We start from the raw sequence: 21,138 nt of genomic DNA on the forward strand, positions 1-21,138 counted from the left end.
TCGCGCGGCGCCGCCGGCCGGCGTTCCAGGTGAGTTATGTCTTCTGCACAACAGACTGCCGAAACGGCAACCTTCCAAAGCTTTGCGAACTGCTTCCTTCGCGAGATCAATCCCGGCATTTCCGTGATCCATCGTGAGGGCTCGCGCAGCTGCGAGTGCATCGAATGGACGCTGGCCAGCCAGCGTCTCGTGCTCCGTGCCGAAATTTCCTCGCGCTCGCTTTGCGGCCCGCTTCATTTCGGGTCGCTATGGACACGTCCGGCGGCGGATCCGCAATGGCGCAGAATTGAGCCGATGAGCGCGCTACCCTTCCTCATCCAGGATGCCAGCCGGCTTTTCGAGGGCAGCCGGCACGAGAGTGCGCGTGCCTATGAGCTCGGCCTGATGCAGCGGGTTCTGCAGAGTTACCAGGGGACGGCGGAAAACCTTGCCGTCGCCCGCCCGCTGGCGGCCGACGGCTTCACCTTTCTCGATGCCGAGCGCACCATCGCCTATGGCCATTGGTTGCATCCGACGCCAAAAAGTCGAGAGGGCATGAGCTTCTGGCAGCAGGGCAGCTACGCTCCCGAATTCGGCGGCGATTTCCCGCTGCGCTATTTTGCTGCGGCGAACGATATCGTTCGGGCTGACAGCGCAATCGGCAGAAGTGCGGCGGACATCGTGCGCACGCTCGCCGCGCATGCGCCGCTTGCTCCGGGCGAGACCCTCATCCCGATGCATCCGCTGCAGGCGGAGGCATTGATGTTCGATCCTGCCGTGCAGGCGCTGATCGACGACGGTGCACTGCGGCTGCTGGGCTCAAGCGGCCCGCGCTTTGCCGCGACATCTTCGGTGCGCACCGTCTACAATGCCGCCCTGCCCTTCATGCTGAAATTTTCGCTGCCGGTGCGCATCACCAATTCGCTGCGCGTCAACCGGCTGCACGAACTGAAGGCAGGAATCGCCGTCGCGCGCCTCATCGACCGTGCCGGCATCGCCGGACGCTATCCGGGTTTCCACATTGTCCGGGACCCCGCGCATATCTCGCTTGCTCTGCCGGGCCGGGAGGAAAGCGGCTTCGAGGTGATCATACGGGAAAACCCGTTCCGCGCCGGCCGCGACCGCGGGATCGTCACGCTGGCAGCGCTGACGGCCGATCCGCTGCCGGGCGCGGTTTCGCTGCTGGAGGCCATTCTCCGCCGGCTTTCGACAGGCGGTGAGCGGGATCTTGCCGGCGTCGCGGCTATCTGGTTCGAACGCTATCTCGACCATGCGCTCGATCCTCTGCTGACACTCTACGACGACTTCGGCATCGCGCTGGAAGCCCACCAGCAGAACAGCCTGCTCGACCTGTCGAGCGGCTTCCCCTCCGCCTACTACTATCGTGACAATCAGGGCTTCTACCTGGCGGAACGGCATCGTTCGTCACTGGCCCGGCTTGTGCCGGAAATGGAAGAGATCGAAGGCCTCTATTTCCCGGAGGCCGATATCCGCGACCGTTTCGCCTACTACGCCGTCGTCAATCAGATTTTCTCCGTCATCTCGCGCATGGGTCATGATGGCCTTGCCGAAGAGGCGGCATTGTTGAGGATTCTCCACCGGCGTCTTGAAAACCTCGCGCGCGTGTTGACCGGGCCAGGCCGGCGCTTTGCCGAAAGCCTCATCCATGTGCCGACCATTGCCGCCAAGGGGAATCTCAGGGCGCGGCTTTTCGGGGTGGACGAATTGCAGGCACAGGATACGCGCCCGCTCTATCGGCATATCGAAAATCCGCTCTGGAACGCCGGTGCAGCGGAAAGGCGTGGCCATGCCCTTGCCTCTTGAACACGCCGATCGTCCCGACGACCGCGTCCTGCGCCAGCTGGTCGCCGCGCTCATCTTCGAGAAGCTTGTGGCACCAATGCGCGATCAGACCTTGCCGGATGGTCTCGTCTGGCGCCTTGGCGAGCGTACCTATCGGTGCCGCGCCGCCATCGGCCCGTTCGGTCGTCCGCGCATCCAGCCTTTCTCCGTCGAATGCAGGATTGCGGGCAACTGGGCTGCGGCCACCCTTTCGGACGTCACGGCAGCGCTGCCGGGTTCTGCGCAAAACCGTGAGACGCTGCTCCGCGAACTGAATCTGACCGTCGCATTCGCCCGCTGGAATTGCGCGGAAATCCCGCCGCGCGACCGCCGCGCGATGTCCTTTGCCGGCATCGAAGGTGCTCTTGACGAAGGTCATCCCTACCATCCCTGCTACAAGGCGCGCACCGGCTTCACGCAAGCGGACAATCGTGCCTATGGACCGGAGGCTGGCGCGCCCTTCCGCCTCGACTGGCTTCTCGTCGCCCGCCGGCACCTCAGCCAGGCATTGCCCGTTGACGAGGCAGACTTCTGGATTGCCGAAGTCGGAGCGGAAACATATGCCGACCTTCAGTTCCGGCGAGCGGCGCTTGGCCTTTCCGCGGCCGATTTCGGCTTTGTTCCCCTGCATCCCTGGCAGTGGTGCCATCTGAAGGATGACCGCCTCGCCGATTGGCTGGCAAACGGCGAGGCGCATTTCCTTGGAGTGGCGGGAGACCGCTATGTCGCAAGCCAGTCCGTCCGTTCGCTGCACAATCTCGACAATCCGCAGCAGGCAAGCGTCAAGCTGTCGCTTGGCATCGTCAATACGTCGTCACGCCGCATCCTTGCGCCGCATTCCGTCTGCACTGCGCCTGTCCTCTCGGATTGGATCGGCGGGGTCCTGGCCGGCGATCCCGTGTTTGCGGAGCGCCATCGGCTGACGATCCTCAAGGAATATGCGGGCATCGTTGCCGATCGCGACGGTCCGCTTGCCGGCGAAATTGCCGTGATCTGGCGCGAAAGCGCGGAGGCAACGTTGTGCCCCGGTGAGGCGATCGTGCCGTTCAATGCGCTCGCCGTGTTCGAGGCGGACGAAAAGCCTTTCGTCGCGCCGTGGCTCGCGCGCCACGGCTTCGATGCGTGGTTTTCGCGTCTGATCGATGTCGCGGTGCTTCCCGTGTGGCACCTGCTGGTGCGCCACGGCATCGCCCTGGAGGCCCACGCCCAGAACATGCTGCTCGTGCATCGTGACGGCTGGCCGGAGCGGCTGATCCTGCGCGATTTTCACGAAAGCATGGAATACGTTCCGGCCTTTCTGCGGGATCCGCAGCTTGCCCCGGACTTCGCCGCGCTGAATCCCGTTTATGCGGCTGCCGAGCCCGATGACTACTACTGGACGAACTCGCTCGACATGTTGCGCGAACTCGTCATGGACACGCTCTTCGTCCACAACTTCACCGACCTCACCCATCTCTTCGAAACTGCCGGTTATGGCGAGGAGGACGTGCTTTGGGCGTTAATTGCCCAGCGTCTCGAAGCTTATGCCGCCGAACACGGCCTTGCCGAACGTCAGGCAAAGCTCGGCCACCGTGCCCGCACCATCCGCACGGAATCGCTGATGGTGCGCAAACTCTTGTCGGCGGCGCCGGAATATCACCACGCCATTCTCAATCCCTTTGCGCCCGAGAAGCGGGCCACAGGAGGACCCATGCTGCAGATTGACGACCGGATCTATGGACAGGCCGAATTCGAAGACCGTATCGAGGCGATGGCGGACGCGGCCGGCCTCGATGGCGCGGCGGGCGGGCGGCTTGCCGTCTGCTTCCCCGAAACGGCTGATTGGCTCGCCCTCTTCTTCGCCATACGCGCTCGCGGCGCGAGCGTGTTGCCGATCCACCCGGGCACGCCCTACGACGCTGCATTGAAACTCGCCCGCACCGCAGGCTGCGACCGGCTCTACTACAACAGCGTGATCCCTGAGCACATCGGCGAGCCCATAGGTGGCGAGGGCCAGCTTCTGCAGATGAGTTCGGGTACGACCGGTGCGCCGAAATGCATTGCCCGCAGCTGGTCGGAGATCGATGCGGAGGTGCGCAGCTATGTTGATACTTTCCGCGCGCCGGAAACGATGACGCCTGTCGTCGCGTGCCCGACGACCCATTCCTACGGCCTCATCTGCGGCATCCTGGTCGCTTTGGAGCGTGGCCAGGCACCGCTCATCCTGAACACCGCGAACCCGAAATACCTGCTGCGGCGTCTGCGTGAAACCACGCGGCCGCTGCTCTATTCCTCTCCGGCCATCCTGCATACGCTGGCGCGGCTGACACCCGAAGGGGAAAAGCTGCACGCCGTGATGACCTCGGGCACATTGTTGCCGGAGGCCTGGTTCGAGACCATCCGTGCCAGGGCCGAGCATGTCTTCCAGCAGTACGGTTGCTCGGAGGCCGGTTGCATCGCGATCAATCCGGACCTGACGGCCGTCGGAGACATGGGCTATGTGCTGCCGCACCTCTCGCTCGAAACGGGCATTGACGAAGATGCGCCAGGCGAAATCGTCGTGACCCGCAACGGTCGTCCGATCGCCACGCGGGACCTGGGGTACCGGCGCGCCGATGGCATGCTCGTCTTCGTCTCGCGGCTCGACGACATGATCAATGTCTCGGGCCTCAATGTCTATCCGGCGCAGGTCGAGGAGGCCGTCATGACGATGCCCGGCGTCACCGATGCGGTCGCCTTCCGCCGCGAGGATCGCTTTGCCGGGGAGCGCGTCGGGCTGGTCTTCTCGGCGACGGTCGCCGTATCGCCGCAGGATATCCGCGCGTGGTGCATGCCTCGCCTCGCTTCTCACCAGTTGCCGACCGAGACCGTGCAAGTCGAGGCCGTACCGCGTCAGGCGAACGGCAAGATCAATCGGCGCGAAGTTGCCGCACGTTTTGCTGCCGGCGAGTTCCATCCGGGCAAGGAGGCCGCCGAATGAACGAGACCGAGATCATCGCCGCCGTCCGAACGGTGCTTGCCGAACACATGAATCACCCTCATCTCGCGGGCTTCGCGCCCGAGGCCCGGCTCAACGAGGACCTCTATCTCGACTCCGTGCTGGTCCTGCAGATTTTTCTCAACCTCGAGCTCGAATTTGGTCTCAGCGTGCCGGAGGAGATCATCAGCCGGCAGGACATCGCCACCGTCGCGGACCTCGCGGTGTTGTTGGCCCGTGGCAGCGCGGCGCCTGTTCCGCAGCCCGCGGCAGGAGAAGGCGTGCATGGCGAGCTGGATTACGACATCAAGGTCCATTGCTTCGTCAGTTGCCTCTGCGACGGGCTGAAGAAGCGCAAGCTCGATCACCGGCCGTTCTATTTCGGTATATGGGACACGCCCTTCGCCGTCAGCGAACGGGCACAGCTGCTGTATCACGGCCCGGGTATCGCGCAGGATTTCTTCAAGGTCTGGTTTGAACGCCTCTACGGTGTGGCCATCGAGGATTGGTACGATGCCGCTCGCTCGAAAGAGCAGAATATCGAGACGCTGCTGGCGCGGATCGCCCACCGGCCGACGGAGGGCAGCGTCATGGTCATGCTCGACATGTTCCACCTCCCCGAGCGCGAGAACAAGTTCAACCAGAATCCCTTCCCGCATTATCTGATGCTGGAGGATTCAGGGAACCCGGCGACGTTCGGTGTGCTCGACCCGGACTATCGCTGGGAAGGCGAGATCGCCCGGCAGACGGTCTTGAATGCCGTGCGCCAGCCAACGGTGGCCGGTGGCTATGCCTTTGACGGCAGTGCGGCGCATCCGCCGGAGGATGCGGACGTGCGGGCCTATTTCGAGGCCTGCTTCCGCCCGCATGAGAACCCGCTCGCCGATCGCCTGCGCGAGATCGTGCGTGCCCACCTCGCCGGCCGCGACGGGCTGACGCTCGGCGATTTACCGCTTGCCGTGCGCGAGCTGCCGGTCATCACCATTCGCAAATACGCCTACGAGCACGGCTTCGCCTACTTCTGGCGCGCGCTGAAACTGCCGGCGACCGAGTTCGATCCGTGGTGCGACGAGATCGAGACACTGATTCAGCAGTTGAAGACCCTGCATTATGATTGCATGAAGCTCGGGCAAACGGCCGATGCCGGGCTTGCCGACGCCGTGCTCGCGCGTATCGATGATATCGACGCACAGGAATTCAAGCTGAAGCGCAAGCTCGGCGCGATTTTTGGGCAATGGTGCGTAGAACGGTTCCCTGCCGATCTTGCGTCCTATGCCCGGAGGGCTGCGCGATGAGGCTCTCGCTCTGCACCATCACGTTCCGCCACCATCTCATCTCGCTCGACGAGATCGCCGCCTTCGCCCGGGCCAATGGCTTCGACGGCATCGAATTGTGGGGCGTTCACGCCCGCAGCCTCGATCACCGGCCGGAACGGAACGGTGAATGGCTCGCCGCGCTCGGCCTCGGCGTGCCCATGGTCAGCGACTACCTGCCGCTGGACGCCGATCCGATGGAATTGCGTCGGCGCATGCTTGCGCTGGTCCGGCTTGCCCGGCGCTGGCAGGCCCGCAAGATCCGCACCTTCGCCGGCAGCAAGGCCAGCGCGCGCACGGAGGCGCCGGAGCGCCGTCTTATTGCCATGCGGTTGCGGGAACTCGCGACCCTTGCCGCCGATCACGGCCTGTCGCTGCTTGCTGAAACCCATCCGAACACGCTTGCCGATTGCGGAGCCTCGACATTGCGGTTGCTCGAGGAGGTGGACCATCCAGCCTTCGGCATCAATTTCGATACGCTGCATGTCTGGGAGGGCGGTGACGACCCGGTGACCTTCCACCGGCTGATCCGGCCACATGTGCGCCACTATCATTTCAAGAACATCCGTGCCCGCGCCGACCTCACGGTCTTCGAGCCGGCGAATGTCTATGCTCCGGCGGGGCGGCGCGATGGTATGACGCGGCTTTTCGAGGGGGCGGTGGACTACAGGCCGTTCCTTGAAACGCTTGCCGGTGATGGCTCGGTCGAGGCCTCGCTGGAATGGTTTGGGGCTGATTGCCTGGACGTGCTGCGTCACGACCGGCAGAAGCTCACCGAAGCCAGCGCCGTCCTGCTTCGCACCGCGAGTTGACATCCCGGAAGGATACGGCGCCCGACGTGTCGTCGAGAAAGAACCCAATGCACAAACTTTTTGCCCTTTTCGCTCTGATGCTGTTTGGCGTTACCGCGGCTTCCGCTGAGGAGCTGGAGATTGCGACCGCGGCTGGCCCCAGGTCCGTATCGCTACCCGTCGAAACGGTGGCCGTCTTCGACATCGCCGCCGTCGATACGCTCGACCGACTGGGTGTGACGATGGCGGGTCTTCCGTCCAACCTTTACCTGCCGGAACTCGCCCCGCTGAAGGAGAAATCCACCGATGCCGGCGATATCTTCGAGCCGGACCTGGAAGCACTGAGCGCGCTTGCCCCGGACCTCATCATCCTCGGCGGTCGCTCCTCGACCAAGGTGGACGCCGCCGCGCAGGTTGCTGCCACCATCGACATGACCATGGATGGCGACGATCTCCTCGAACAGGCGCGCCAGCGTATCGAGACATACGGCAAGCTCTTCGCCAGGGAGAGCGAGGCGGCCGAAGCCCGTGGCGAGCTGGATGCCGCAGTGGGGACGGCGCGTGCTGCCGTTGCGGGCAAGGGCAAGGCGCTGATCGTCATGACCAACGGCCCGAAGATTTCGGCCTACGGTCCCGGTTCGCGTTTCGGATGGCTGCACCGTTCGCTTGCCCTGCCGGCGGCGATCGAGGATGTCGAGGCCGCGACACACGGCGAGGCGGTGTCCTTCGAGTTCATCCGCAGTGCCAATCCCGACTGGCTGATCGTCCTTGACCGCGCCGCGGCAATCGGTGCGGGCGAGCAGAGCGCCAGAACGACGCTGGACAACGAACTCGTCGCCGCAACCACCGCTTGGCGGAAGGGACAGGTCATCTATCTGCCCTCGGGGGATTTCTACATTGCCGCCGGCGGCGCGCGCGCCATGGTGCGGGTCTTCGACGCGATCACCAAGGGCTTTGGCAAGGTGGACTGACGCCGGTTCGGCGTCTTTGTCCGTCGCGGCGGCGTTTCCCCACAGGCGCCGCCAGGGGGCGCGTTCCATCGGGACGCGTCCCTCGCCATGGTCCGCTAGAGTTTGATATCCAGCAGTTTCTCGACAGAGTGGATGCCAAGCGCGATCAGTTTCTCCACGCCGTCTGGCGATTGGCTGAGGCCAGCCTCGATCCAGAGGCCGTCGAGCATTGCATGAACGACGACGGTCGTCGTTTCGACCTCTTCGGCCGAAAGCGGTCGCCCTTCCGCGGCAAAGACGGCGGCGATGAGCGGTTCGGTGGCGCGGCGGAGCGCCAGGTAGCTTTTTTCGCGGACAGCGGCGATCTCGGGATCGACGCGGCTTTGGCTGATGAACGTCGCCCACAGGGAAAGCAATCGTGGATCCGAGGCGGGTGTGTCGAGCGTGGCGACGATGAAGCGGCGCAGCCGCGCGCGCGGCGTACCCTCGGTGGATTTCAGTTCACGCGTGGAGTTGGTGGAAATCAGTTCGATGGTGCGGCGGTAGGCGGCGAGGATGAGGTTCGCCTTGGCGTCGAAATGATGGCGGATAAGCCCGTTGGACACGCCCGCCCGCGCGGCAACCGCGCGCACGGACGTACCCTGGATGCCGAGTTCGGCTATGCATTCGAGCGTCGCCTCGATGAGGTCGCGCTGCTTCCCGCCAGGGGGCAAAACGTCGCCGGCCTCTGTCATGTCCATACTCCTTGCCCGGAGGTTTCCTACGCGCAAACATCCCGGATATCCAGATTTCGACTATACAGTCGCATAGTTGCTATGCAAGTGTATAGTCGAATGAGACGCCGGGGGAGGAACCATGCGCGATCCACGTTACGATATCCTGTTCGAGCCGGTTCGGATCGGCCCGGTGACCACGCGCAATCGCTTCTACCAGGTGCCGCACTGTAGCGGCATGGGCCACCGCTATCCCGAGGCGGACCTCTCTCTTCGGCGCATGAAAGCCGAGGGCGGCTGGGGCGTCGTCTCCACGCAGGAAACCGAAATCCACCCCTCCTCCGACATTTCGCCTTCCAACCAGCAGCGCATCTGGGACGATCACGATGTCGACCGGCTGAAGAAGTTGACAGAGGCTGTGCACGAGCATGGAAGCCTTGCCGCGATCCAGCTGGTTCACAACGGCATCCACACCGCCAATCGGCTGACCCGTATCGCCCCCTATGGCCCTTCGGACATGGTGGTGGACGTCGAGGATCCTGTGCAGGCGCGTGCCATGGACAAGGCAGATATCGCGGCGTTCCGGACATGGCACCGCGATGCGGCGCTCAGGGCGAAGCGGGCGGGTTTCGATATCGTCTATGTCTATGCCGGGCACGACATGACGTTGCTCCAGCATTTCCTGCTCCAGCGGCACAATTCCCGCACCGATGAATACGGCGGCAGTTTCGAAAATCGCTTGCGTCTGTTCCGCGAGGTTCTGGCCGATACACGCGATGCCGTCGGTGATCGCTGTGCCATCGCCGTGCGCTTCGCCGTCGAGGAACTGCTGGGGGCCGACGGCCTGCAGCATGACGGTGAGGGACGCGACGTTGTCGCGGCGCTGGCGGAAGAGCCGGACCTCTGGGATGTCAACCTTTCCAACTGGTCGAATGACAGCCAGACCGCCCGTTTCTCGCAGGAAGGTTTCCAGGAAGCCTATACCGCCTTCGTCAAGACGGTGACGACGAAGCCCGTCGTCGGCGTCGGCCGCTATACGTCACCGGATGCGATGGTGCGGGCGATCCGCTCCGGCGTGCTCGACCTGGTCGGAGCCGCGCGTCCCTCCATCGCCGATCCTTTCCTGCCGAAGAAGATCGAGGAGGGCCGCATCGACGATATCCGGGAGTGCATCGGCTGCAACATCTGTACCGCCGGCGACAACACCGTCGTGCCGATACGCTGTACACAGAACCCGACCATTGGCGAGGAGGCTCGTAAGGGCTGGCATCCGGAGATCATTCCGTCGCTCGCAAAACCCGAAGCCGTGCTTATCATCGGCGGCGGGCCGACAGGGCTTGAGGCGGCGCGCGCCCTTGCCCAGCGCGGCGCGGACGTCACGGTCGCGGAGGCCGGTCGCGAATGGGGCGGCCGCGTCACAAAGGAGGCGAAACTACCGGGACTTGCGACCTGGGCGCGCGTGCGCGACTGGCGCATGGGCCAGCTGCGGCAGGCTCCGAATGTCGAGCTTTATCTCGATAGTCCCCTCACCGCCGAGGATGTGCTTTCCTACGGTATCCGGCATGTGGCGATCGCTACCGGAGCCCGCTGGCGCACCGACGGGGTCGGCCGCCTGCACCGCTCTGCCCTGCCCTTCCTGTCGGGCAATGCCGTTGTCGGTGTCGACGCGCTTCTCGAACGCGGAACGGCTGCTCTTTCAGGTAACGGTCCGGTCGTGATCTTCGATGACGACCGGTATTACATGGCAAGCGTGCTCGCGGAAATGATCGCGCTGTCGGGTCGCCGGGTGACCTTCGTCACGCCTGCGTCCATCGTCGCGCCATGGACGGATCACACGCTGGAACAGCGCCGGGTACAGACCCGCCTGATCGAGCTCGGCATCGACATCGTGCTGCTGCATCAGCTCGGTGATTTCAGGCCGGATGTCCTGAGCGTCGAGTGCATCTATTCCGGACGGCGGCGGGAAATCGACTGTTCCATCGTCGTGCCTGTAACGGCGCGCCTGCCGGTCGCCCGGCTCTGGCATGACCTGTCGGCTCGTGCGGAGGTCTGGACCGATCACGGCATCGAAACCGTGGAGCGCATTGGCGACTGTCTCGCCCCCGGTATCATCGCAGCCGCCAATTATGCAGGGCACTTCTATGCCCGAAAGCTGGCCAGTGCGCAAAACGAGGGCTGCGACGCCTATCGATGAGCGGCAAAAGAAGGTGCTTGACCCTTGCCAAGGCGATGTTGCTGGCGTTTGTTGCGCGCGGAACCGCAGCACGTCTTCGGCGCCGTTCGATGGTTTGACAGGATGATGGAATGACGATGCTCGATACTGCGGCGCTCGACCGGGCGCTGAACCGCCTTCCCTACCGTTTTCACGGACCGGGTGGCGTCGCGGGTGTCGTCAAGGATGGCAAGGTCGTGGCGCGTCGTGCCTGGGGCTTTTCGGACATGTATCGTCGCCTGCCGATGACGGTGGAGACACGCCTGCCGATCTGCTCGATCTCCAAGCAATTCACCTGCGCCCTGTTGCTTGACCAGTTCGGTGATCCCGCCGCCTTGGACGACAGGGTCCGCGACTTCCTGCCCCTCTATCGCGACCGGCTGCCGACGGTTACGGAACTCTGCCACAACCAGTCAGGTCTGCGTGATTACTGGGCCTTGACCGTGCTGCAGGGTGCCTATCCCGAGAGCGAGTTCTGCCGCGAGTATGCCTTGCCGCTCATCGCTAGCGCCAAGACCGGGCATTTTCCGGCCGGTGCGCATTATTCTTACAGCAACGGTAATTTCCGCATTCTTGGCGAGCTGATCGAGCGCGGCACTGGCCGAGATCTTGCCGGCCTGTTGGCAGAACGTCTGTTTAGGCCCGCCGGCATGTCCACCGCCGTTCTGTCCCCAAACACGCGTGTGCCACCCGACGGCGTCATCGGTTATGAAGGCAATGACGATGTCGGCTTCCTTCCGGCGGATAACGGCATCTACTGGTTCGGTGATGCCGGTATCGCCGCTGCGCTCGACGACATGCTTGCCTGGGAGTGCTACATCGATGCGACGCGGGACGATCCCGATGGTCTCTACAATCGCCTCTCGGCCCCTGTCTTCTATGCTGACGGCGCGCCCGCGACCTACGCCTACGGTTTGCGTCAGGATGTTTATCGCGGCTTGACGTTCACCGGGCATGGCGGCGGTCTGCGCGGCTTCGGTTCCTACCGCATGCATGTGGCGGCGGAGCGTCTGTCCGTGGTCGTGATGTTCAACCACGGCACAAGTGCCTACAATGCCGCAACCATGCTCGTCGATGCCGCGCTCGGCCTGGGCAAAGCCGACGAAGCGCTCCCTCCGGCGAACTGGAATGGGCTGTGGCTGGATGAAGCGCAGGGGCTTGTCGTGCGCACCGTGGCGGACGCCGAAGGCGTGAAACTCCACTACGGCCCTTCCGCCGCGCGGGCGGTCGTTGCATCCGACGGCGCTGCTTACGGGCAGGATTTTTCGCTCCGCAAAGGGGATGAGCATCTGCTCATGCAGCGGCGGAGCGAAAATCTTACCGTCACCGCCCGTCGGATCGAACCGGTGGAATGGGCGGATGCGAAGCCAATCTCGGGGCGCTACTGGTCCGATGAACTGGAGGCCTTTCTGGAGATCGAGGCGCGCGACGGTGCGGCCTTCGCGGTTTTTGAAGGCACGTACGGCACAGGGCCGATGGAGCGCATGTATGCATTGGCCGAGGACATCTGGGTCGTCACCAGCCGCCGCGCGCTCGATGCAGCCGCCCCGGGTGACTGGACAGTGCTGATCCGGCGCGACGCTGCCGGCGCGGTAACGGGCCTTAGCGTCGGCTGCTGGCTGGCGCGGAACATAGGCTATCGCCGTGTGATATAGCCCGATAGGCTGGTCGGGAAAAAATCTGCGTCAATGCGCATTTCGCGATTGCTAATCCCCGCTCCACTTAATATGTTGTTAAGTGAGGAGTGAGGCTATGGATGACATCGCGGTAGCGACAAAGAATCAGGCCGTCATCGGCGAGAAGGTCAAGGCCTTCCGTGCGGCCCGACGCATGTCGCTACGGGCGCTCGGCGATGCAACGGGCACGACCGCAAGCTTCCTCAGTCAGCTCGAGCGCGGTCTCAGCGGCGTCAATATCAGCACGCTGATGCGTATCGCAGGCGCGCTCGGCATCAGCCTCACCGACCTTTTCGACGACGGCTCGCCGCCAGTCGGCCGGGTATTGCGCAAGGATGAGCGTCCGGCCCTACCGCCGGCGGAGGGTTATCGCAAGATGCTCCTGTCGCGGCGTCCGATCCGCGACATGGAGGTCTATATCGGCGAGTTCGATCCCGGTGGCTCGACGGGTGAGAAGCCCTATAGCCACGGGGATTCGCAGGAACTCTTCTTTGTTATCCGCGGCGAGGTGGAGCTTACCCTCGGCGAGGAGCGCCATGTGCTGTCCTCCGGCGACAGCATCGAATATCCAAGCTCGGTTCCGCACAAGACCGTCAATATCGGCACGGAAACCGCTGAAGTCATCTGGATGATCGCGCCGCCGACCAGCGTCGCGGATGATCTCGACAAATACCTGCCCCGGCCCGGCTCGTAGCCCCGGCAGGAACAACGTAACGCGAGCGCTACTGGGAGTATCAACATGAAGAAATTTGCGAGGGCTCTGGCCCTGACGATGACGTGCGCCCTGGCGTTGCCGGTATTCGCACAGGACAAGCCGGTCGCCGGCGAGGTCAAGGAAGGCTCGCTGAAGGGCAAGACGCTGACCTTCGTCTCCTATGGCGGCATCTATCAGGACGGCCAGGTCGCCGCCCTCAAGGAATTCGTCGACAAATCAGGCGTGACGCTGCTCAATGACGGCCCGACCGAGATCGCCAAGCTGAAGGCGCAGGTCGATGCCGGTAACGTCACCTGGGACGTGGTCGATACCGCTGACCTGCCGCCCTATGTGCATTGCGGCACGCTCTTCCAGAAGCTCGACCTTTCCAAGCTTGACGTCTCGAAAATCCCGCCTGGCCAGGTCGGCGAATGCTCGGTTCCGGCGATGAACTACGGCGTCGTGCTGATGTACAAGAACGAGACCTATAAGGATAACCCGCCGAAGAACTGGGTCGATTTCTTCGACACGGAAAAGTTCCCCGGCTCGCGCGCCATCGATGGTTCGGGTGATCCGACCGGCGGCCTGATTGAACAGGCTTTCAAGGCGACGGGCGGCGATCCGAAGGCGATGACGCCTGACGATATCGAGAAGGGCATCCAGAAGCTGCGCGATCTCGGCCCGGATACAATCTATTGGAAGACCGGCGCGGAAAGCCAGCAGTTGGCTGAGTCCGGCGAGGCCGACATGATCATGATGTGGACCGGCCGCGCCATGACCGCCGTGAAGAACGGTGCCGCCTACACGCCGGTCTGGCAGGACTGGCTGGTCGTGATGGACCAGATGACCATCCCGGTCGGCGTCAAGGATACGGATGCGGCCTATGCGCTGCTCAACGCCTATCTCGGCGCGAACGCCCAGGCTGTCCTGACCGAAAAGACCTCCTACACGCCGATCAACACGGACGCCAAGCCGAAGGTCGACGATGCGACGGCAGCCTTCCTCACCTCGACGCCCGAGCGTAACGCGCAGGGCTATCAGCAGAACATTCCGTTCTGGGTGAAGAACTTCGATCTCGCCGCCGAGAAGTGGAACGCACTTCTCTCCGGCAACTGAGCAGCTGAGCAATCGCAGGCCCGGTTTCGGCCGGGCCTGTCTCGAAAACGGGAGATGCCCATGACCGCGACACATGATGAAGGCTTGAGGGTTGCCGCTGTTCGATCGGCCTTTTTGTCCCGTTTCCGACCGCGCGGGGCGGTTTGGCTTGCCGCGCCCGCCGTGCTGGTGCTGCTCGTTGTGCTCGCCTATCCGCTCGGCATCGTCGTGTGGCGCTCCTTCACCGATCCCACCGTCGGCGTCGACAATTACGTCTGGTTCTTCCAATCCGCGGTGAACCGCACGGTGCTGCAACGCACCTTCGTCGTCGCCGCCTGGGTTACGCTCGTCTCCCTCATCTGCGCCTATCCTTACGCCTACGCCATGACCATCGTCGGCAAGAACGTCCGGCTGGCGCTCATCCTCTGCGTGCTCGTACCCTTCTGGCTGAGCGGCGTTGTGCGCACCCTCGCCTGGGTGATCCTCCTGCAGGATTCCGGCGTCATCAATTCCATCCTGCGCGGCCTCGGCCTGTCGCCGGTCAAGCTGATCCGCACCCTGCCGGGCGTCGTCATCGGCATGACGCAGGTGCTGCTGCCGTTCATGATCCTGCCGATCTATTCCGTGATGAAGGGCATCGATACACGCCTGTTGCAGGCCGCCCGCAGCCTCGGCGCGAAACCCTGGAAGGCTTTCCTGCAGATCTACGTGCCGCTGTCGCTGCCCGGCGTCTATGCCGGTGCGATCATCGTCTTCATCCTGTCGCTCGGCTTCTACATCACCCCGGCTTTGCTCGGTGGTCCGCGCAGCATTCTCTTGTCCTCGCTGGTGCAGAACCAGGTGTTGAGCCTGCTCAACTGGGGCCGTGGTGGCGCCATGGGCGTGGTGCTGCTGGTCGCGACCTTCGTGCTTCTCGCCTTGGCCGCTCCGCTGATGCGCCAGAAACACGCATCCTCGCGCAGGGAGGCTTAGGCTATGCCGTCGTTCTCCCGCATTTTCCTCGGTCTGTTCTGCCTGCTCGTCGCGATCCTGTTGCTTGCGCCGACGCTGGTCGTGATCCCGATGTCGTTCAACGGCAACAAGTCCCTCGCCTTCCCGCCGGTCGGTTTCAGCTGGCAATGGTATGAAAACTTCTTCAGCAACCCGGACTGGACGACGAGCTTCTCCAATTCGCTGATCGTCGCCCTCATCGTCGCGGTGGTGGCGACCGTCATCGGCACCCTCGCCGCCTTCGGCGTCACCCGTGCTGCGGCGCGCACCGGTGGCCTGCTGCGCGCCCTACTCATCACGCCGATGGTCGTGCCGGGCGTGGTTTTGGCGATCGGCATCTATGCTGTCTATCTCGATACGCATCTCGTCGGCACTGTCACCGGTTTCGTGCTGGCCCACACGATGCTCGCCATCCCCTTCGTGCTGATCGCCGTGCAGGCGAGCCTCGAAGTCTTCGACCGGCGGCTGGAAACGGCGGCGTCGAGCCTCGGTGCGGGCCGCCTGACGGTATTCCGCACGGTGACGCTGCCGCTGATCCTGCCCGGCGTTCTCTCCGGCGCGCTCTTCGCCTTCATCACCTCGTTCGACGAGATCATCGTCGCGCTGTTCATCACCAGCCCCTATCTCAAGACGCTGCCGGTACAGATCTATTCGTCCATCACGCGGGATGCCGATCCGACCGTCGCGGCCGTCGGCACGCTGCTCTTCATCGCCACGTCGCTCATCATCATCGCCGGCCTGCTCCTGGGCATGCGCCGCGGAAGGACCTGACCATGCACGCTCCCCAACGTTCAGCCGGCGCCGCGATCGAAATCCGGAAGGCCTCCAAACGCTACGGCGCCTTCACGGCCCTCAACGATATCGACCTGCATATCCGCCCCGGCGAATTCATGACGCTGCTCGGCCCCTCCGGCTCGGGCAAGACGACGACGCTGAACCTGATCGCCGGCTTTACCGACATCAGTTCCGGCACGCTGGAGATCGGCGGCAAGAGCGTGACCGGCCTGCCTTCGCACAAGCGCAATATCGGCGTCGTCTTCCAGCACTACGCGCTTTTCCCGCACATGACGGTCGGCAAGAACGTCGCCTATCCGTTGGCGCTGCGCGGCATCAAGGGCGACGACCGCGAAAAACGGGTCAAGCGCGCGCTCGACATGGTGAAGATGGCCGATTTCGCCCATCGCTATCCGAACGAACTCTCGGGTGGCCAGCAGCAGCGCGTGGCGCTCGCTCGCGCGCTCGTCTTCGATCCGCCGCTGCTTTTGATGGACGAACCGCTCGGTGCGCTCGATAAGAAGCTGCGTGAATGGTTGCAGCTCGAGATCAAGCGTATCCATCGGGAACTCGGCACCACCTTCGTCTATGTCACGCACGATCAGGAGGAAGCGCTCGTCCTCTCCGACCGTATCGCCGTCTTCAACGGCGGCCGCATCGAGCAGATCGGCACGGGCCGTGAACTCTACGACAGTCCGGCAACGCTTTTCGTTGGCCGTTTCATCGGCGAATCCACGGTGTTGCGTGGATCGGCTGAGGTTTCGGGTGATGAAACGGTCATGACGATCGGCGAACAGAAGGTTGTCGCCAATCGTCGCCTTGCCGGCGATGCCCGCCCGGTGATCCTGCTGCGGCCCGAGCGCGTCGCCCTGAAGCGTCCCGGCGCGGATGTCGTTCCCGGCGAAAACCGCCTCACGGGCACGATTGCGGAAGCGATCTATCTCGGTTCCGGCTCGAAATACGAGGTGCGGCTGGCGGATGGCACGGTGGCCGTGGTGCGCAGCCCGCTCGGCGCCGCCGATTTCGGCATTGGCGATACGGTTGATATCGCCTTCCTCCCCTCCGATCTCATCCTTCTCCCCGACGACGCCAGCGCCGACGTGACGCTGACCTGAACCCGAAAGCCCCCGCCATGGACGTCAAGACCAACGGTAACATCTCCTTCTGGTATGCCGATATCGGCGGCGTGCCGCAGAAGCGCCCTGCCCTGCCCGGCGATCGTGAAGCCGATGTTTGCATCATCGGTGCCGGCTATACCGGCCTCTGGACGGCCTATTATCTGAAGAAGGCCGATCCCTCGCTCAACATCGTCATGGTCGAGCGCGAATTCGCCGGCTTCGGCGGCTCGGGCCGCAATGGCGGCTGGCTGTCGGGCGGCTTCAGCTGGTCGCGTGAAAAATATCTCAAGACCTCCAGCCGTGGCGCCGTCGTCGATATGCAGCGCGCGATGGCCGGCACCGTCGACGAGGTGATCCGCGTGACGGAGGCCGAAGGCATCGACGCGGATATCCTGCGCGTCGACAACATCACCTTCGCCACCAACAAGCCGCAGCTCGAGCGCGCCCGCGAGGAATACCAGTTCTATCTCGATTGGGAGATGCCGTCGGAACGCATCGAAATGCTGTCCGCCGAGGCGGCGGCCAAACGCATCCGCGTTGCCAATGTGCTGGGTGCCTTCGTCATCCGCGACATGGCACGCGTCCAGCCGGCCAAGCTGGTGCGCGGCCTTGCGAAAGTGGTGGAAGGGCTCGGCGTCTCGATCTTCGAGGGCACAGCCGTCACCCGCTTCGAGAAGGGCCGCGTCGAGACCGATCGCGGCACGGTGCGCGCGCCCGTCATCATCCGCGCCACCGAAGGCTTTACCGCCGGCCTGCCCGGCCACGAGCGCACCTGGCTGCCGCTGAACAGCGCGCAGATCGTCACCGAACCGGTGCCGGAGGCGTTATGGAAGGAGATCGGCTGGGAAGGCCATGAACTGCTCGGCGATGCCGCGCATGCCTATTGTTATGCCCAGCGTACCCGCGAGGGCCGCATCACCATGGGCGGGCGCGGCGTGCCCTACCGCTTCGGTTCGGCGACGGACGTCAATGGCCGCACACAACAGGCAACCATCGATGCGCTCCACACTATTCTCACGCGCCTGCTTCCACAGACGAAATCGCTGAAGATCGATCATGCCTGGTGCGGCGTGCTCGGCGTGCCGCGCGACTGGTGCACGACGGCGGGCTTTGATCGCGACAGCGGCATCGGCTGGGCGGGCGGCTATGTCGGTCTCGGCGTTTCCAGCACGAACCTCGCCGGCCGCACGCTGGCCGATCTCGTGCTTAATCGCGATACCGAACTGACCGGCCTGCCCTGGGTCAATCGCACCGTGCGCAAATGGGAGCCGGAACCGTTCCGCTGGCTCGGCGTGCATTCCATGTACCAGCTTTATCGCATGGCGGACGAACGCGAATTCGCCGGCCTCGACCATACATCCAAACTCGCCGGCCTTGCAGACAGCATTACCGGTCACTGACCCCATTCAAAGGATATTTCCATGATCAGTTTTGAGAATTTCGGCGACCTCCTGAAGCTTGACATCGGCGCCTTCGCGGCAAAGCCGACCTGTATCGAGGGCGACCAGAAGGAAGCGACGCTGGTGCTCTGGACCAGCGCCAACGCGAAGATGGAAACCGGCATCTGGGAATGCACGCCCGGCCGCTTCGCCGCCGACCGCACGCAGAACGCCGAGGTCTGCCATTTGCTCACCGGTCGCGTGACGTTGCACAACAGCGACGGCACCTCGCAGGAGATCAGTGCCGGCGAAATGTTCGCGCTGCCGCTCGGCTGGCGCGGCGAATGGACGATCCACGAGCAGACCCGCAAGATCTATACTTTTCTCGCGAACGATGTCTGACGCTGCCTGACAGGTTTGGGAGGAGGATCCCGATGACGCAAGCAGAACCTTCCGATGGCGCGATGGTGCCATCAGCGTTTCCACATGTGTTCCAGCCGCTGAAAATCCGCGGCGTTGTACTGAAGAACCGCATCATGTCGTCCGGTCACGACACGACGCTGCCGACGGACGGCCTCGTCAACGAAGCCGTGCTTGCCTATCACGCCGCCCGTGCCAAGGGCGGCGTGGGCCTCATCGTCAGCCAGGTGGCGGGCGTTCATGAGACGGCGCGCTACACTTCGCACATGCTGATGGCAACAGAGGACGACTGTATCGACGGCTATCGCCGTCTCGCGGAGCTCTGTCATGCCGAGGACTGCGTGCTGTTCTCGCAGCTCTTCCATCCCGGCCGCGAGATCATGGAGGGCGGTGACGGTCTTCTGACCGTCGCCTATGCCCCCTCCGTCTCGCCGAACGAACGTTTCCGAGTCATGCCGCGCGCGCTCGACAAACGCATGATTGACGAGATCGTCGCCGGTTATGCGTCGGCGGCCGGCCGCATGCATGCGGCGGGTGTCGATGGCGCGGAGTTCGTCGCCAGCCACGGTTACCTGCCGGCGCAGTTCTTCAATCCGCGCGTCAATCGTCGTGAGGATGACTATGGCGGCTCGCTGGAAAACCGGCTGCGTTTTGCCGAGGAGGCGCTTGCCGCCATGCGGGCCGCAACGTCGGAGGATTTCGTCATCGGCATGCGCATCAGCGCCGGTGAGCGTGACGAAGAGGGGCTGGCCAACGACGAAGCATTGGAAATCTGTCGCCGGCTGGAGCCGCTGCTGGACTATGTGAGCATCACGACGGGTACGTCCGCCTCGCTCGGTGGCGCCGTGCATATCGTCCCCCCTATGGCCTATCGTGCCGCCTATCTGGCAGGAGATGCGGCGCGCTTCCGCAAGACGCTTGGCATTCCCGTCTTCGTGACCGGTCGCATCAACCAGCCGCAGGAGGCCGAGGCCGTCATTGCCGCCGGCTCTGCGGATGTCTGCGGCATGACACGGGCGATGATCTGCGATCCTGAAATGCCCGGCAAGGCGCAGGAGGGGCGTATGGACGACATCCGCGCCTGTATAGCCTGCAACCAGGCCTGCATCGGCCATTTCCATCGCGGCGTGCCGATCTCCTGCATTCAGCATCCCGAAACCGGCCGCGAACTGAAATTTGGCACGCTCGAACCGGCCGCCAAGCCGAAATCCGTTATGGTGGTCGGCGGCGGGCCGGCCGGACTGAAGGCGGCCTCCGTCGCCGCCGCGCGGGGTCACAAGGTCACGCTCTATGAAGCCGCGAACCAGCTGGGCGGGCAGGCGCAGCTTGCCCAGCTTCTGCCACGGCGTTCGGAATTCGGTGGCATCGTCACCAACCTCTCCAGAGAGGTTGAGCTTGCCAATGTGCGCGTGCAGCGCGGCGTTCATGTCGACAGGGCCTTGGTCGAGGCGGAACGGCCGGATGCCGTCATCCTCGCCACCGGCGCGAAACCCTATCGGCCTGAGCTGCCGATCGACGACAGCGTTCAGGTCGTCGATGCCTGGCAGGTGTTGCGCAAGGAGGTGAAGACGGGCAGCCGTGTCGTCGTTGTCGACTGGCGCTGCGACTGGATCGGCCCCGGCATTGCCGAACGTCTCGTCGCCGAGGGCTGCAGCGTCGATCTCGCCGTCAATGGCACGCATCCCGGTGAGCTTCTGCCGCTCTATGTGCGCGACAACATCGCTGCCGAACTGCACCGCATTGGCGTGCGGGTGACGCCTTATGCGCGGCTCTACGGCTGTGACAGCGGTACGGTCTATATGCAGCATACGACGAGCGACCAGCCGATCCTCTTCGAGGATGTGGACACGCTGGTTCTCTGTCTCGGACACGCGCCGGTCGATGATCTTTCGAGCATCCTGCACGATCTCGTGCCGGAAGTGCATGTCATCGGCGACAGTCTCGCGCCGCGTACGGCGGAAGAGGCCGTTTATGAAGGTCTGAAGGTGGCAGCGAAACTGTGAGGATGCTTACAGGCTCGCCGGCGCGACGAACTGATAATAGGCCCAGACAAGGGCGATCACGACGACAACGGCAAGCCAGACCAGTCCCTTTTTCGGTCCCGGCGCAACAGGCTTCTTTTCCTGTTTGGGTTTGCGGGGTTCGAATTTCAGAACATTGTTGTCGTTCAAGGCGTCCTCCGTCGCGCTGCGAGTCGGCAAGAGACTTAGCGGCGGTGAGGGGGCGACTGCAAGTA

Annotated in this window: 17 protein-coding genes; 15 read left to right on the forward strand and 2 right to left on the reverse strand. The window is 63.7% G+C overall.

Annotation, left to right across the window (positions count from 1 at the left end; translation table 11 throughout):
• The first annotated feature begins 36 nt into the window (after positions 1 to 36).
• The 5 genes from MUU55_RS16105 to MUU55_RS16125 are packed head-to-tail and all read left to right on the forward strand — an operon-like array spanning position 37 to position 7,852.
• The gene (locus MUU55_RS16105; RefSeq protein ID WP_244761768.1) at positions 37 to 1,803 is read left to right on the forward strand and encodes an IucA/IucC family protein; all 1,767 of its coding nucleotides are present in this window, start codon (positions 37 to 39) and stop codon (positions 1,801 to 1,803) included.
• On the forward strand, positions 1,787 to 4,780 hold the full coding sequence (locus tag MUU55_RS16110) for an IucA/IucC family protein (RefSeq protein WP_244761769.1): 2,994 nt from the start codon (positions 1,787 to 1,789) through the stop codon (positions 4,778 to 4,780). Before MUU55_RS16105 ends, MUU55_RS16110 begins: the two co-directional genes overlap by 17 nt.
• Positions 4,777 to 6,072, forward strand: a complete 1,296-nt coding sequence (locus MUU55_RS16115; RefSeq protein WP_244761770.1) for a DUF6005 family protein — start codon at positions 4,777 to 4,779, stop codon at positions 6,070 to 6,072. The genes MUU55_RS16110 and MUU55_RS16115 overlap by 4 nt, the downstream gene beginning before the upstream one ends.
• On the forward strand, positions 6,069 to 6,902 hold the full coding sequence (locus MUU55_RS16120; protein ID WP_244761771.1) for a sugar phosphate isomerase/epimerase family protein: 834 nt from the start codon (positions 6,069 to 6,071) through the stop codon (positions 6,900 to 6,902). The genes MUU55_RS16115 and MUU55_RS16120 overlap by 4 nt, the downstream gene beginning before the upstream one ends.
• 47 nt (positions 6,903 to 6,949) lie before the next feature.
• Positions 6,950 to 7,852: a siderophore ABC transporter substrate-binding protein gene (locus tag MUU55_RS16125; RefSeq protein ID WP_244761772.1), complete on the forward strand. Its 903-nt coding sequence runs from the start codon at positions 6,950 to 6,952 to the stop codon at positions 7,850 to 7,852.
• Between the two features lie 95 nt (positions 7,853 to 7,947).
• Here the strand turns inward: MUU55_RS16125 and MUU55_RS16130 are convergent, their stop codons facing one another.
• Entirely contained in the window at positions 7,948 to 8,565 is a 618-nt protein-coding gene (locus tag MUU55_RS16130; RefSeq protein WP_244761773.1) for a TetR family transcriptional regulator C-terminal domain-containing protein, read from the reverse strand.
• 121 nt (positions 8,566 to 8,686) lie between these two features.
• On the opposite strand from MUU55_RS16130, the gene MUU55_RS16135 reads away from it, so the two are divergent.
• The 10 genes from MUU55_RS16135 to MUU55_RS16180 all read left to right on the forward strand — a co-directional run bounded on the left by MUU55_RS16135 (position 8,687) and on the right by MUU55_RS16180 (position 20,905).
• Positions 8,687 to 10,738 (forward strand): oxidoreductase, encoded by a 2,052-nt coding sequence (locus MUU55_RS16135; protein ID WP_244761774.1) that lies wholly within the window; start codon positions 8,687 to 8,689, stop codon positions 10,736 to 10,738.
• A 110-nt stretch (positions 10,739 to 10,848) separates the two neighbouring features.
• Entirely contained in the window at positions 10,849 to 12,411 is a 1,563-nt protein-coding gene (locus MUU55_RS16140) for a D-aminopeptidase (RefSeq protein WP_244761775.1), read from the forward strand.
• A 97-nt stretch (positions 12,412 to 12,508) separates the two neighbouring features.
• Positions 12,509 to 13,126: a helix-turn-helix domain-containing protein gene (locus MUU55_RS16145; RefSeq protein ID WP_244761776.1), complete on the forward strand. Its 618-nt coding sequence runs from the start codon at positions 12,509 to 12,511 to the stop codon at positions 13,124 to 13,126.
• 45 nt (positions 13,127 to 13,171) lie between these two features.
• On the forward strand, positions 13,172 to 14,242 hold the full coding sequence (locus MUU55_RS16150) for an extracellular solute-binding protein (RefSeq protein WP_244761777.1): 1,071 nt from the start codon (positions 13,172 to 13,174) through the stop codon (positions 14,240 to 14,242).
• Between the two features lie 60 nt (positions 14,243 to 14,302).
• Positions 14,303 to 15,193, forward strand: a complete 891-nt coding sequence (locus tag MUU55_RS16155) for an ABC transporter permease (RefSeq protein WP_244761778.1) — start codon at positions 14,303 to 14,305, stop codon at positions 15,191 to 15,193.
• A 3-nt stretch (positions 15,194 to 15,196) separates the two neighbouring features.
• Entirely contained in the window at positions 15,197 to 15,982 is a 786-nt protein-coding gene (locus tag MUU55_RS16160; protein ID WP_244761779.1) for an ABC transporter permease, read from the forward strand.
• A gap of 2 nt (positions 15,983 to 15,984) precedes the next feature.
• On the forward strand, positions 15,985 to 17,100 hold the full coding sequence (locus MUU55_RS16165; RefSeq protein WP_244761780.1) for an ABC transporter ATP-binding protein: 1,116 nt from the start codon (positions 15,985 to 15,987) through the stop codon (positions 17,098 to 17,100).
• Between the two features lie 17 nt (positions 17,101 to 17,117).
• On the forward strand, positions 17,118 to 18,503 hold the full coding sequence (locus MUU55_RS16170; RefSeq protein WP_244761781.1) for an NAD(P)/FAD-dependent oxidoreductase: 1,386 nt from the start codon (positions 17,118 to 17,120) through the stop codon (positions 18,501 to 18,503).
• Positions 18,504 to 18,524: 21 nt separating this feature from the next.
• Positions 18,525 to 18,884 carry a cupin domain-containing protein gene (locus MUU55_RS16175; RefSeq protein ID WP_244761782.1) on the forward strand — a complete coding sequence of 120 codons (360 nt, stop codon included), beginning with the start codon at positions 18,525 to 18,527 and terminating at the stop codon, positions 18,882 to 18,884.
• Between the two features lie 32 nt (positions 18,885 to 18,916).
• Positions 18,917 to 20,905, forward strand: coding sequence for an oxidoreductase (locus MUU55_RS16180; RefSeq protein WP_244761783.1), 1,989 nt, complete (start codon positions 18,917 to 18,919; stop codon positions 20,903 to 20,905).
• 6 nt (positions 20,906 to 20,911) lie between these two features.
• Here the strand turns inward: MUU55_RS16180 and MUU55_RS16185 are convergent, their stop codons facing one another.
• Complete coding sequence (locus MUU55_RS16185; protein WP_244761784.1) at positions 20,912 to 21,073, reverse strand: hypothetical protein; 162 nt, start codon at positions 21,071 to 21,073, stop codon at positions 20,912 to 20,914.
• Positions 21,074 to 21,138 lie beyond the last annotated feature (65 nt).

The organism is Shinella curvata (genome assembly GCF_022899935.1).
Lineage (GTDB): Bacteria > Pseudomonadota > Alphaproteobacteria > Rhizobiales > Rhizobiaceae > Shinella > Shinella curvata.